Below are 12,590 nucleotides of genomic sequence, written 5' to 3'. Positions count from 1 at the left end.
GTGGCTTGTTTCCGTCGCTCTGCCGGCCGGTGGCTCGGCAGCTTCCCCGGCCTGTCGGCGGTCCGGCACCACATCCGTTACCGTTCCGGTCCGATGGGCTGATTGGTCGCCCTGATCCGACCAAGACCCAAGAAAACAGGGTGCGGTATGAGATCGCGTCGAATATGGGGCACGGCCGCCGCGGTGGCGGCGGGGGTTTCGGGGGTGCTGGTGCTCCAAGGGGTGGTCGGCTCTCCCGTCGGGGGCTCCGATGACGACGGGAAGGCCATGGTGTCGGGGAAGCCGGTTCGGACCGGTCTCCACTCGGCCACGCTGAAGGTGACCGACGACGGCCGGGCCGCGGAGTCGGGGCGGCGGGAGGTGAAGCCGTTCAGCCTGCTGGGAGTGACCTGGACCGATCCCGCCGCCCGCGTGGACGGCACCGTGGAGGCCCGCACCCGCAGCACGGCGACGGGCCAGTGGTCGCGCTGGCTGGTGCTGGACGGCGACAGCGGGCAGGGCGAGCGGGGCGCCGAGCGCGGCGGTACCGAACCGGCCTGGGTCGGCCCCTCGGACGGGGTCGAGGTGCGGGTGCGGGCCAAAGGGAAGTCCTCGGCCGGTCTGCCCGGGGGACTACGGCTGGACATGGTCGACCCCGGCGGCGTCACCACCACCGGCATGGAACCGGCCGCGTTCTCCGAGGACGACCCCGCGAACGATCCCTCCCCCTCCGCGGAGCCGGACGGGTCGGAACCGGCCGACCCGGAGCCGGACGGGTCACAGCCGGCCACCGGGCCGGCGCCCGAGCCGCCGGCGACGCAGAGCGCTCCGGCCACCGACGCTCCGGCCACCAGCGCCCCGTCGACGAGCACGCCGCCCACCGCGTCCGCTTCGCCCACCCCGCCGCCCTCCAGCACGCCGCCGCCGGCGAGCCCGTCGCCCTCGGTGAGCGGCCCGCCGGCTCCGCCGTCCACCGCGCCGCGCCCGCCGATCACCGACCGCGCGGGCTGGGGGGCGGACGAGTCCGCCAGCCCCGAGGAGCCGGTCTACCTGCCCGGGGGGAAGATCAAGGCGGTGGTGGTGCACCACACCGCCGAGTCCAACTCCTACACCTGCGACCAGGCCCCGTCGGTGGTGCGCGGCATCTACGCGTACCACGTCAGGACACTGGGCTGGCGGGACATCGGCTACAACTTCCTGGTCGACAAGTGCGGCAGGGTCTACGAGGGCCGCAAGGGCGGCGTGGACCGCCCGGTGATGGGCGCGCACGCCTACGGCTTCAACGCCGAGACCACCGGCATATCGGTCCTGGGCACCTACACCGACACCGCCGCCTCCACCGCCGCGCTGACCTCGGTCGCCCGCATCGCGGCGTGGAAGCTGGGCCAGTACGGCGTCGCCCCCAACGGCACCGCCACCCTCACCGCCGGCGACGCCGGCCGCAACTACTTCGGCAAGACCTGGGCCAAGGGCGCGCGGCTGTCCCTCCCCGCCATCCACGGGCACCGCGACGGCCACAACACCCAGTGCCCCGGCAACCGGCTCTACGACCGGCTCGCCACCGTCCGCACCTACGCCGCCGGCCCGGTGAGCGGCCTGGCGGTCACCTCGATCACCGGCGCCGGGCAGTCGGGAACGGCCTACTACACCAAGGCCGCCGTCACGGTGAACTGGAAGGCGACCACCCCCACCGCGCTGGTCTCCCGGTACGAGCTGCTGGTCGACGGCAGGATCGCCGCCACCGCCGCGAACACCGCCACCTCGGCCAGAGCCACCCTGGCCCCGGGCACCCACACCGTCGCCGTCCGCGCCGTCCACATCTCGGGCAAGACCGCCACCACCGCGGCCGCGACCGTGGTCGCCGAGACCACCGCCCCCACCTTCACCACCAAGCCGAACCTGGCCCTGCGCACCGGCACCGTCGACACCGGTGCCGTCCCCGTCACGCTGAAGTGGAAGGCCACCGACACCGCCGCCCTGAAGGAGGTCAAGCTGACCCGGCCGGTGGCCAGGACCTACGGGCCGGCCACCACCAGCGCCGCCCACACCGCCGCTTCGGGCAAGGCCACCACCTGGTCACTGACCGCCCGTGACCAGGCCGGCAACACCGCCACCGCCTCGGTGGCCGGCACCCCGGTGATCCTCCAGGAGTCCTCGGCCACGAAGAAGGGCACCTGGACCACCAAGTCCTCCTCCAGCTACCTGGGCGGCAAGTCCTCCTCCAGCTCCACCAAGAACGCCTCGCTGACCTGGACCTTCACCGGCCGCTCGGCCGCCTGGATCGTCTCCCGCGCCACCGGCTCCGGCCAGGCCCACATCTACGTCGACGGCACCAAGGCCGCCACCGTGGACCTGAAGTCCTCGACGACCAAGTACCGCCAGGCGATCTGGACCAAGACCTGGGCCGGCAGCGCCAAGCACACCGTCAGGATCGTCGTCGTGGGCACCAGCGGTCGGCCCACCGTCACCACCGACGGACTCGTCTACCTCAAGTAGGTACGGACGCGGCCGACCCCACCGCCGTGTGAACGATCCCGGCCGGCATCCGGCCGGAGTGCCGGGTGTCAGCCGGACGGGACCGACCGGAGAGCGTCACGTCAACCGCACGGGTGAGGCTTGAGGGCACGGAGCCGCCGAAACCGGCTTCGGGATTCCGGGGTGGTCCTGCCGGCGAGGGTGGCGAGGTCGGTGACGGTCGGGGGTCGGGTTGGGAGCGGTCACCGAGACGGCGGCCGGGGCGATCGGAGGCGCCGCCTACCCGACCGGGACGCGGGGCTCGGGCAGGCGGCGCCGTTCGCCCCGAAGCACTGGACATCGCTTCCACCGAGCGCCGTATGGTGGCCGGAGGAGCTCGACACCTGTCCGACCACCGGCCGCCGGGCCGACAGCGCCGAAGCCGCCGGCACCTCCCGGCCGCCACCCCGGTGAACGGTCACAGGGATTCGTCAAACAATCATTTTTCCGACAAGACGGCAACGCCGCTCCTCTTCCCTTTCTTCGCGTTAGCACCTGATACTTCGTCATGTGACTTCCACGGGGGGAGTGTGAACAGGGCATGATTCGTGAACAGAGGTCTGTGCTGGTCGCGGCCGGTGCGGTAGCCGTCGCCTCGACGCCGGTGGTCTGGCTGCTGGGTGATCCGGACACGGGGCAGATGGTCGGTGCCTCGGTCCAGGCCGGAGTCGGCATCGTGGCGCTGCTCATGCCGATGCTGCGGCGATCGGACCGGCGGGGACCGCAGGTCGAGGCCGTCGGCACCGGAAAGGCCCGGGCAAGCGGCGGCGGATCCGCGAACAGCGGTGTGCGGCTGGACGGGAACGCGGACCCCGTGTCGGCGCGGGCCGAGCGGACCGGTGACGCCGTCGCCGAGAGCGGCGGCCATGCCAACTCCGGCATCACCAAAGCCTGAGCCTGCGATGAGCAGGGGGGAGATCCCCGAGGGGAGCGGAACGCCGGAGCGGCAGCGGCCCGCGGCGTCCGCGTCCGGGACGGGTGGCGCGAAGGCGAGTGACGGCGGCACGGCCGTCAGCGGCACCGTCTTCCGCAGCAGCATCAGCAGCACGGCGATCGGCCACCAGTACACGCTGCTCTGGGAATGGGCCGCCGGCTGGAGCGTCCTCCCGGTGGCCGTCGGGTCGATCACCGCTGTGGCGCTGGCCAGAAAGCCCGAGGGCCGTACGAGTCAGTTCGTGCTGCCGTACACGCTCATGGCCGCCACCGTACTGGCGGCCGTGCTGCTCGCGGTCCTCGCGGGGGAATGGGGTGGCCGGGGACGAGCGGCGGAGCGCCCCACCCGGAAAGGAACAGGCCCTTCGCTCGGGATCCGGGTGGCGATGGTGGTGATGTGCCTGGCCGCCGCACTGTCCGGGCTGCTGTGGATGGAATACCTGCGCGAACACGGTGAGGTGGACGTCACCCGCCGCGTCGTCCTCGAGAACCACAGCGGAGTGGGGGACGGGAAGTCGGCGACGCTGATCCTCGACGGCAGGCCGGAACGGGATCACTTGAGAGTCACCGTCTCCGTCGAGGACGAGAACCCGGCTGCGGGGGCCTGCGCCCGTGGCACCGAAATCGACGTGGCGCTCGAAGGAGAACCACTGCGGGGAGCCAACAAAGCGCTCGTGGACGGGGAGACCGCCGAGCTGGAACTCGGCGGCGGAAACGAGGTCCGGGTCCGGCTGACCGTCCACACCGTCTCGGGATGCCATGTGGAACTCGGGGTCACCGATGTCTTCCTGTACGGCTGAGGAGTTGCGAATGAACGCGTGGCGCGAAACGAGAACACGGGTGACGGCGGCCCTCGGGGCTTTGATGCTCCTCGCGACGGCCACGGCGTGCGGTGAGGAGGCGCCGACATTCCTCGGCCGGGATCGCCTCAACGTCGCCTACAAGGCCGACCAGCCGGGCACCTCCTACTGGGACGGGGAGAAGTACGGTGGCTTCGACCAGTTCATAGGAGCGCATGTCGTGGACGAGCTGGGGGTCAAGTACGCTCCCAGGCTGCTCACCTCCAACATGCGCGAGACCGAGATCACCGAGGGGATCTCCGACCTGGTGATCGCCACTTACTCGATCACCGAAACCCGCGCGGAGGACGTCGCGTTCGTCGGTCCGTACGCGGTGACGCCTCAGGGATACATGGTGGGGCCCGGAAACCCGGACATCGACCGGGAGGAAGATCTCAGGGACAAGCGCATCTGCACCATGGGCAGCACGACCGCCGAGGAGTCCCTGGTGAACAGGGGACTGAAGAAGATCACCATGGTGACCACGGCTTCCGAGTGCGTGCGGCTGCTGCTCGCGGGTGAGACCGACGCCTTCTTCATGGACAAGATGATTCTGTACGGATTTCAACAGAATCACCCTGCCGAGGACCTCCGCGTCCTTCCGGAGAACGCCGGTCAGCCGCAGCTCTACGGCATCGGCCTGCCGAAGGGGCACCAGGAAGACTGCGAGCAACTGAAGGAGATCGTCAAAACCTATGTGAGAAGCAGCAAGTGGAGAGCGGACTTCGAGGCTTCCCTACCGGACTTCACGAGGGAACACTCGAACGAGGTGGACCAGTATCGCCCCAACGACACACTCGTCGACAAGTACTCGTGCGTGGAGTGAGCGCCCCCCGCACCGGGGCCCGCCGGGCCTTGAGCGCCGTCTCCGTCACGTGCGTGGAGGCGTCCGGCGCCTTGGTGAGCGTGCCGTGGCCCAACGCCTCCCCGGCGGTCCGGACGCCCACCTCCCGGGTCGCCGGGCCGGTGAGCATTGACGCGTGGGACGAGCACTCAATAGGTTCTGGGCGTGCCCAACCCGTATCGCTTCAGTCCTGGTTTCATCCACCGCTGGGAGACCCGGCTCAAAAAGATCATTTGGATCGGGTTCGCCGCGGGAGCGGCCCTGGTGCTCGTCGGCCTGGGGCTGGGCGGGATGTTCGACGGCCGTGTGTCCGACGACGATCCCCTGTGGTCGGTGGTGTGGGGCGTTCTGTGGGCCGGTGTGGCGGTGGCGGGTCTCGCGCTCCTCGTTCCGCTGCTGATCGCGTGCCTCCTGGGAGGGCTGGCGATCCACCGCCACGGCTGGGTGCCCGGACTGTTGACCTACGTCGGGATCCTCGGCGTCTCCGTCGGCTCGACCTTGGGAGGGTGGCTCGTCTACGCCGGCGTCGGGGCGCTGGTGGCGGGCGTTCTGGGCTTCTTCCTCGTCGGCCACCTGGCCAAGGTGCCGATGTCCATCGGGCCGTTCCGCGTGGGTTCCGACTGACGAGTCGGTACGGGTCTGCGGGCGCGGCCGGCCGCGGGCCGGCCTCGGAGGCCGAGTGGACACCACACGGTGTTCGAGGGACTCGGAGCCACCACGAGCCCGTGTGTCCCTCGCACCGGTCCGGGGGACGGCGTCCACGCCGGACGCCGAAGGTGGCGCGTGCCCGGACCGCACCGTGCCCTCACCCGGCCGCACGCCGAGGCGCTGCCCGTCGGCCCGACGGTCACCGCTCGGTGTCCTCCCCGACATCGCGCAGGGAGCTGCCGGAGCCGGCCTGGGACCGGGGGATCACGCTGAAGCTGCCGTCGGTCTCCAGCACCACCGCGGTGACGTCCTCGACCGCGCCGATGCCCTGGGAGCGGACCGCCTGGCGTACCTCGCTGGCCGTGACCCGCTGTCGGGCCATCGCCTCGGTGAGCATGCGGCCGTCGCTCAGCAGCAGGGTCGGCTCGGATTTGATCAACCGCCGGAAGCGGCGGGAGCGCACCGCCGTCCGGGCGTTGACGAGTTGCAGGGTCACCAGGAGGACCAGTGCGAGGACTCCCTCGGTGAGGGAGACGGTCCGGTTGAGCAGGATCGTGGCCAGCGTCGAGCCCAGGGCCACGGTGACCGCCAGGTCGAAGGCGTTCATCTTCGCCAGCGTGCGTTTGCCCGACATCCGCACCGCCACGATCAGGGCGGCATAGGCGCACGCGGTCATCACGGCCACGCGCAGCAGGTCGTACCAGGAGTCGAAGAACATCGCCCACGACTACCCGTCGATCGCGCCCTCACAACACGGCCCCTCCTCCCCCGGTGAACGCCCCGTGTCACCGACCGCCGCGGGCCCGGTCGCGGTTCACGGCGCGGAGCGGCCGCCCGATGTGGCGGCGGCTCCGCGCCGGGTTCCCGCCGTGAGGGGCGGGAACCCGGCCGGGGTTCGTCGACGGGAGTCGGAGCCCCGTCGGTGGTGGCGTGGGTGTCAGCGGTTGGGTTCGGTGGCACTGATGTCGCTCAGCGCGGAGCTCGGGTCCCGGTCGACGGCGAGGTCGCCGATGCTGACCACTCCCACCAGCTCCTCGCCGTCCAGCACCGGAAGCCGGCGCAGCGCGTGCTCACGCATCAGCCGCACCGCCTCGGAGACGTCGTCGTTCGGTGAGCAGGTGACCAGGTCGGCGCTGCAGACGTCCTGCGCCGCGGTGGCCTCGACATCGCGGGCTTCGGCCATGGCCCGCACCACCAGGTCACGGTCGGTGACCAGGCCGCGCAGCCGGTCCTCCTCGGCGACCAGCACCTCGCCGATGTCCTCCTCCTTCATCAGGCGGGCGACCTCGACGATCGGGGTCTGCGGTGTGACGGTGGTGGGGTCGGCCGTCATGATCTCGTTGACCTGCTGGGCCATCGATTCCTCCAGAGCGGTTCGGGATGGCTCGACGGCGTGTGCCGCCGGCTGCCAGGAGTACCCGGCACGGCTTCTGCCATGTCCGGTGCTCCTCCTCGCTCCGGGCCGCGCGGGCGCCGTCCACGCCCGGGGCGGGAATCGCGTGGCCGAGCCTCTCGCACCGTCCGCCGCCTCGGCGGCCGGTTCGCGGAGTCGGCGGTCGCCATGCGGAGGGCGGCCATGTCTGGGATCATGAACGCATCAGTGGGAGGAATCGCCATGCAGCAGGACAAGCACCCTGAATACGGCCCCGTGGTCTTCCGTGACAAGTCCGCCGGATACGCCTTCCTGACACGGTCGACCGCGCGCAGCGACCAGACCATCGAGTGGGACGACGGGCAGGTCTACCCGGTCGTCGACGTGGAGATCTCCTCGAAGAGCCACCCCTTCTACACCGGCAAGGCCCGCGCCGTCGACACGGAGGGCCGGGTCGCCAAGTTCGAGCAGCGCTACGGCAAGCCGGGACAGGCCCCGAACGCTTGATCGACTCGGGTGTGGGTGGCCGTCGCGGACCCTGTCCCGCGGCGGCCGGGGTCCGCCGCGCCTCGGAGCCGGACACACCCCGAAACAGTTCCGGAAGCCCATCGGAAATTTCGGCGCCACGCCTCCGGTGATGATCTCTGCTACGGGTCCACACACGGCCATTCTTGGAGCAGATCGGCAGAGCGGGCCCATTGATCAGGCAGAACGCTCCCTCTGGAAACCCCTCGGCAACAGAGAGTTTCCGTAATCATTGCGGAAACCGTTGACAACCCAACGGAGCGATTCAACACTGTCGGCGTCGACAGGCCCCACCGCTGTCGACCCGGGTCGCCCCCGCGACCCGCTCCTTCGGTCGTCGACCGAACGACGACCGGTTGAGCCCCACCGTCGTCGTACGACGCCGGCACGCGGTGGCCGTCCCCACACCGGCCGCCGAGCACCCCGCCGCGCCGTACGCGCTGCCTGGCATCACGCCGGCCCTCAGGAAGAGGAGGCACGCACGTGAACGACGCTCCACCCCGCCGGAAGAGACGCGGACTCGGCCTCACCAGGCTGCTGCCCAAGAGGCGCGGATTCGGTCGCCTCAGGCTGCTCATCGGCAGTGCCTGCGCCGCGTTGATCGCGACCGCGGCGCTCCCGCCCGGAGCCGCCCACGCCCAGACCATCACCTCGAACCAGACCGGCACCCACAACGGCTACTTCTACTCGTTCTGGACCGACGCCCCCGGGACGGTCTCCGCGACCATGGGATCCGGCGGCAACTACAGCACCTCCTGGCGCAACACCGGCAACTTCGTCATCGGCAAGGGCTGGAGCACCGGCGGACGCCGGACCGTGACCTACTCGGGCAGCTTCAACCCGTCCGGCAACGCGTACCTGACCCTCTACGGGTGGTCGAGGAACCCGCTCGTGGAGTACTACATCGTCGACAACTGGGGCACCTACCGGCCCACGGGGACGTACAAGGGCACGGTCACCAGCGACGGCGGCACCTACGACATCTACGAGACGACGCGGTACAACGCTCCTTCCATCGAGGGCACCAAGACCTTCAAGCAGTTCTGGAGCGTCCGGCAGTCGAAGCGGACGGGCGGAACCATCACCACCGGCAACCACTTCGACGCGTGGGCCCGTCACGGGATGAACCTGGGCAGCCACGACTACATGATCATGGCGACCGAGGGCTACCAGAGCAGCGGCAGCTCCAACATCACCGTGGGCGGCACCGGCGGTGGTGGCGGCGGTGGCGGCGGTGGTGGCGGTGGCGGTGGCGGCTGCACCGCGACCCTGTCCGCGGGAGACAGGTGGGACGACCGGTACAACCTCAACGTCTCGGTGTCCGGCTCCAGCAACTGGACCGTGACGATGAACGTCCCGTCCCCCGCCGAGATCATCGCCACCTGGAACATCAGCGCCAACTGGCCCAGCAGCCAGGTACTGACCGCCAGGCCCAACGGCAACGGCAACAACTGGGGCGTCACCATCAGACACAACGGCAACTGGACCTGGCCGACGGTCTCCTGTAGCGCGGGCTGACCCCCGCCCCCTGAAGCACCGCACCCGTGGCGCGGCGGCCCCGAGCCGCCGCGCCACACCGCTTCCGGCGCCCGCGCCGTCGGTGCGCCCGCGCTCGGACGGATCGGCGCGGTCGGCGCGCGTCCGGGCGTCTCCGCTCCCTGTGGTAATTTGCCGAGGCCAGTCGAACCCACGTGCGTGGGTCAGGGAATCCGGTGCGAATCCGGAGCTGACGCGCAGCGGTGAGGGTGACGGGTGGGGCATCGGCCACTGGACGGCTGTCGCGGTCCGGGAAGGCGCCTCGTCCGGGTGATCCCGAGTCCGAAGACCTGCTGGCGGCCTCCGCCCGGTACGTCCCGCGGTGGAGGGGCACTGTCCGACGGGGCTTCGCGTACGAGCCCCCGACACCTGGGGAAGTTCCGTGCCGATCGCGCGCCTCGTCCGCCGTTCCGTCCTGCTCCTGTCGGGAGTCGCGCTCCTGGCCGGCTGCGCTCAGGGCGTGTCCTCGCCGCCTCCGTCGTCGCCGCGGGGGGAGAGCGGCCACCCGGTGACGCTCGACAACTGCGGGCGGACGGTGGAGATCGCCGCCGCACCGCGGCGAGCCGTCTCGTTGAACCAGGGCACCACCGAGATCCTGCTCTCCCTCGGTCTCGCCGACCGGATGGTCGGCACCGCCACCTGGACCGACCCGCTACCCGAAGCGCTGGCGACGGCGGGCGCGGCGGTGCCCAGACTCGCCGACGACACCCCGTCCTTCGAGAAAGTGCTGGCCGCCGAGCCCGACTTCGTCGCCGCCTCCTTCGCCTCCACGCTCGGCAAGGGGGGCGTGGCCACCCGCGAGCGGTTCGAGGACCTCGGTGTGCCCACCTACCTCTCCCCCGCCGACTGCACCGGCAAGGACAACAGCGGCGACGGCGACGGCGTGCGCACCGCCCCGCTGACCCTGGAGACGGTCTACGGCGAGATCCGCGACCTGGCCCGGGTGTTCGGGGTCGAGGAGCGCGGCGAGAGGCTCGTCTCCGACCTCAGGGCGCGCGTCGAGGAGGCCACCTCGGGCGTCGACGCCTCCGGCGTGACGCTCCTGTACTGGTTCGCCAACTCCGAAGCCCCCTACATGGCGGGCTGTTGCGGCGCCCCCGGTGTCATCACCCGCGCGCTCGGCGCGGAGAACGTCTTCGACGACAGCCGCGAGGAGTGGCCCCAGGTCAACTGGGAGACCGTCGCCGACCGCGACCCCGACGTCCTGGTGATCGGCGACCTCACCCGCAGGTCGCAGACGGCCGAGAGCGCGGAGAAGAAGATCGAGTTCCTGGAGTCCCACCCGGTCACCCGCACCATGGACGCCGTCCGGAACAAGCGGTACGTCCTGCTCGGCGGCCAGGCCATGAACCCGACCGTGCGCACCGTCGAGGGCGTGGAGAAGGTGGCCGCGGCGCTGCGCGCGTACGGGCTCGCCGAGTGACCGGCGGCATACCTCCGATCGGACGGACCGGACGCGGCGTCCTGGTGTGGGCGGTCGGGCTCGCCGCGCTGTGCGCCTCCGTCGCCGTGACCGTCACCATCGGTCCGGCGGCCATCGGCGTCGGCGACGTGTGGTCGGCGATCGCGGCCCGCCTGGGCTGGGGGACCTCGCACCTGACCCCGCTGCGGGACGGGATCGTGTGGGACCTGCGGCTGCCGCGCACCCTGCTGGCGGCCGGGTGCGGGGCCGGACTGGCCGTGTGCGGGGCGGTGATGCAGTCGCTGCTGCGCAACCCGCTCGCCGACCCCTTCGTCCTGGGCGTCTCCTCGGGGGCCTCGACCGGAGCCGTGGTGGTGGTCGTGCTCGGCGCCGGGGGCGGCGTGTTGTCGGTCTCCGGCGGGGCGTTCGCGGGCGCGGTCTGCTCCTTCGCGCTGGTGCTGCTGCTCAGTCACACCCTGGGAGGCGGCACGGACCGGGTGGTGCTCTCCGGTGTCGCGGCGATGCAGTTGTTCTCGGCGCTCACCTCCTTCGTGGTGATGACGGCGGCCGACGCGGAGACCACCCGTGGGGTGCTGTTCTGGCTGCTCGGCTCGCTGGGCGGCGCGGGCTGGACGGACGTGTGGCTGTGCCTGTCCGTTCTGGCGGTGGTCCTGCTGGTGTGCCTGGGGCACGCCCGCGCCCTGGACGCGTTCGCCTTCGGGCAGGACGCCGCGGCCTCGCTCGGGGTCTCCGTCGCCCGCACCCGGCTGGTGCTGCTGTGCGCCACCGCCCTGCTGACCGGCGCGCTCGTCAGCAGCGCCGGAGCCATCGGCTTCGTCGGCCTGGTGCTGCCGCACGCCGCCCGAGCGCTGACCGGCCCCGGCCACGGTCGGCTGCTGCCGGCCTGCGCGCTGGCCGGGGCGGTGTTCCTGGTGTGGGCCGACACCCTGGCCCGCACCGTCCTGGATCCGCAGGAGGTGCCGGTGGGGGTGGTGACCTCGCTGGTCGGCGTCCCGGCGTTCGTCCTCGTCCTGTACCGCACCCGGGGTCTGCGGGGGGCGTCGTGACGCTCCGCGCCGAGCGGATCTCCCGCTCGGCCGGCGGGCGACTGATCCTGGACGGGGTCGACCTCGCCCTGCGCCCCAGGGGGACGACCGGTGTGCTGGGACCGAACGGTTCGGGCAAGTCCACGCTGCTGCGTCTGCTCGCCGGCGTCCTCGCCCCCGCCTGTGGGGTGGTCACGCTCGACGGACGTCCGCTCGGCGAGCTGAGCCGCCGGGCGATCGCCCGGCGCGTGGCCGTCGTCGAGCAGCAGGTCGACACCCAGGTGGAGTTGACCGTCGCCGACGTCGTGCGCCTGGGCCGCGTTCCGCACCGACGTCCCTGGGCGCCGGCCTCGCCGGCCGACGAGCGGGCCGTCCGCACCGCTCTGGAACGGTGCGGGCTGACCGATCAGGCGGAACGCGCCTGGCGCACCCTCTCCGGCGGTGAGCGCCAGCGCGTTCAGATCGCCCGTGCCCTCGCCCAGCAGCCCCGCGAACTCCTGCTGGACGAACCGACCAACCATCTGGACGTCCAGCACCAACTCGACCTGCTGACCCTGGTGACCGCCCTGCCCGTCACCACCGTCGTCGCCCTGCACGACCTGAACCTGGCCGCGATGTACTGCGACGACCTCCTGGTGCTGCGGCAAGGCCGCGTGGTGGCCCACGGCACGCCCGGGGACGTCCTCACCGAGGAGCTCATCGCGGACGTCTACCGCGTGCGCGCCACCGTCGCGCCCCTGGGACCCGACGGCCGTCCCCACGTCCGGTTCCTGGGCACGTTGCCGCCCGGCTGACGTCCGGTGACGCCGCCCCCGGGGGCGGCGTGGTCGTCGACCGGGCCGGGTACGCATCCTCTCGCCCCTGCTGCAAGCCGACCGCAACAACGGTCGATGCGCAGCAGGCGTGGGCGTGGGCTCTCGACGGCGTCGGATGCCGCGCCCCGCCGGGCGGG

At 71.5% G+C, this 12,590-nt stretch carries 12 protein-coding genes and 1 riboswitch; of the genes, 10 read left to right on the top strand and 2 right to left on the bottom strand.

The window, feature by feature from the left end; translation table 11 throughout:
* Positions 1–147: 147 nt before the first annotated feature.
* The 5 genes from F0L17_RS22755 to F0L17_RS22735 all read left to right on the top strand — a co-directional run bounded on the left by F0L17_RS22755 (position 148) and on the right by F0L17_RS22735 (position 5,733).
* Positions 148–2,475 (top strand): peptidoglycan recognition protein family protein, encoded by a 2,328-nt coding sequence (locus F0L17_RS22755; protein WP_155072506.1) that lies wholly within the window; start codon positions 148–150, stop codon positions 2,473–2,475.
* A gap of 559 nt (positions 2,476–3,034) precedes the next feature.
* Positions 3,035–3,388, top strand: a complete 354-nt coding sequence (locus F0L17_RS22750) for a hypothetical protein (RefSeq protein ID WP_238419536.1) — start codon at positions 3,035–3,037, stop codon at positions 3,386–3,388.
* Positions 3,389–3,395: 7 nt separating this feature from the next.
* Positions 3,396–4,226, top strand: a complete 831-nt coding sequence (locus tag F0L17_RS22745; RefSeq protein ID WP_155072505.1) for a hypothetical protein — start codon at positions 3,396–3,398, stop codon at positions 4,224–4,226.
* Between the two features lie 10 nt (positions 4,227–4,236).
* Positions 4,237–5,091: a transporter substrate-binding domain-containing protein gene (locus F0L17_RS22740; RefSeq protein WP_162466582.1), complete on the top strand. Its 855-nt coding sequence runs from the start codon at positions 4,237–4,239 to the stop codon at positions 5,089–5,091.
* A 183-nt stretch (positions 5,092–5,274) separates the two neighbouring features.
* Positions 5,275–5,733, top strand: a complete 459-nt coding sequence (locus tag F0L17_RS22735; protein WP_155072503.1) for a hypothetical protein — start codon at positions 5,275–5,277, stop codon at positions 5,731–5,733.
* Positions 5,734–5,956: 223 nt separating this feature from the next.
* On the opposite strand, the gene F0L17_RS22730 is transcribed toward F0L17_RS22735, so the two are convergent.
* Positions 5,957–6,475 carry a DUF421 domain-containing protein gene (locus F0L17_RS22730; protein ID WP_155072502.1) on the bottom strand — a complete coding sequence of 173 codons (519 nt, stop codon included), beginning with the start codon at positions 6,473–6,475 and terminating at the stop codon, positions 5,957–5,959.
* A gap of 219 nt (positions 6,476–6,694) precedes the next feature.
* Entirely contained in the window at positions 6,695–7,114 is a 420-nt protein-coding gene (locus F0L17_RS22725; RefSeq protein WP_155072501.1) for a CBS domain-containing protein, read from the bottom strand.
* Positions 7,115–7,372: 258 nt separating this feature from the next.
* On the opposite strand from F0L17_RS22725, the gene F0L17_RS22720 reads away from it, so the two are divergent.
* From F0L17_RS22720 to F0L17_RS22700, 5 genes are all read left to right on the top strand, one after another.
* Positions 7,373–7,636 carry a type B 50S ribosomal protein L31 gene (locus tag F0L17_RS22720; RefSeq protein WP_155072500.1) on the top strand — a complete coding sequence of 88 codons (264 nt, stop codon included), beginning with the start codon at positions 7,373–7,375 and terminating at the stop codon, positions 7,634–7,636.
* A gap of 552 nt (positions 7,637–8,188) precedes the next feature.
* Positions 8,189–9,172, top strand: a complete 984-nt coding sequence (locus F0L17_RS22715) for a glycoside hydrolase family 11 protein (protein WP_155074049.1) — start codon at positions 8,189–8,191, stop codon at positions 9,170–9,172.
* 143 nt (positions 9,173–9,315) lie between these two features.
* Positions 9,316–9,502, top strand: a riboswitch (cobalamin riboswitch).
* 70 nt (positions 9,503–9,572) lie between these two features.
* Positions 9,573–10,613 (top strand): ABC transporter substrate-binding protein, encoded by a 1,041-nt coding sequence (locus F0L17_RS22710; protein ID WP_162466581.1) that lies wholly within the window; start codon positions 9,573–9,575, stop codon positions 10,611–10,613.
* On the top strand, positions 10,610–11,659 hold the full coding sequence (locus F0L17_RS22705) for a FecCD family ABC transporter permease (protein WP_162466580.1): 1,050 nt from the start codon (positions 10,610–10,612) through the stop codon (positions 11,657–11,659). Before F0L17_RS22710 ends, F0L17_RS22705 begins: the two co-directional genes overlap by 4 nt.
* The gene (locus F0L17_RS22700) at positions 11,656–12,432 is read left to right on the top strand and encodes an ATP-binding cassette domain-containing protein (protein WP_162466579.1); all 777 of its coding nucleotides are present in this window, start codon (positions 11,656–11,658) and stop codon (positions 12,430–12,432) included. Before F0L17_RS22705 ends, F0L17_RS22700 begins: the two co-directional genes overlap by 4 nt.
* Positions 12,433–12,590: the final 158 nt, after the last annotated feature.

This window comes from Streptomyces taklimakanensis (genome assembly GCF_009709575.1).
Taxonomy (GTDB): Bacteria; Actinomycetota; Actinomycetes; order Streptomycetales; family Streptomycetaceae; genus Streptomyces; species Streptomyces taklimakanensis.
Note: the sequence above shows the minus strand (reverse complement) of the source record. Positions and strands in the feature narration are given on the sequence as shown.

What these genes read in the sequence shown, in the direction of transcription:
- F0L17_RS22755 (WP_155072506.1), top strand. Translation starts at nt 148, where the DNA reads ATGAGATCGCGTCGAATATGGGGCACGGCCGCCGCGGTGGCGGCGGGG.
- F0L17_RS22750 (WP_238419536.1), top strand. Translation starts at nt 3,035, where the DNA reads ATGATTCGTGAACAGAGGTCTGTGCTGGTCGCGGCCGGTGCGGTAGCC.
- F0L17_RS22745 (WP_155072505.1), top strand. Translation starts at nt 3,396, where the DNA reads ATGAGCAGGGGGGAGATCCCCGAGGGGAGCGGAACGCCGGAGCGGCAG.
- F0L17_RS22740 (WP_162466582.1), top strand. Translation starts at nt 4,237, where the DNA reads ATGAACGCGTGGCGCGAAACGAGAACACGGGTGACGGCGGCCCTCGGG.
- F0L17_RS22730 (WP_155072502.1), bottom strand. Translation starts at nt 6,475, where the DNA reads ATGTTCTTCGACTCCTGGTACGACCTGCTGCGCGTGGCCGTGATGACC.
- F0L17_RS22725 (WP_155072501.1), bottom strand. Translation starts at nt 7,114, where the DNA reads ATGGCCCAGCAGGTCAACGAGATCATGACGGCCGACCCCACCACCGTC.
- F0L17_RS22720 (WP_155072500.1), top strand. Translation starts at nt 7,373, where the DNA reads ATGCAGCAGGACAAGCACCCTGAATACGGCCCCGTGGTCTTCCGTGAC.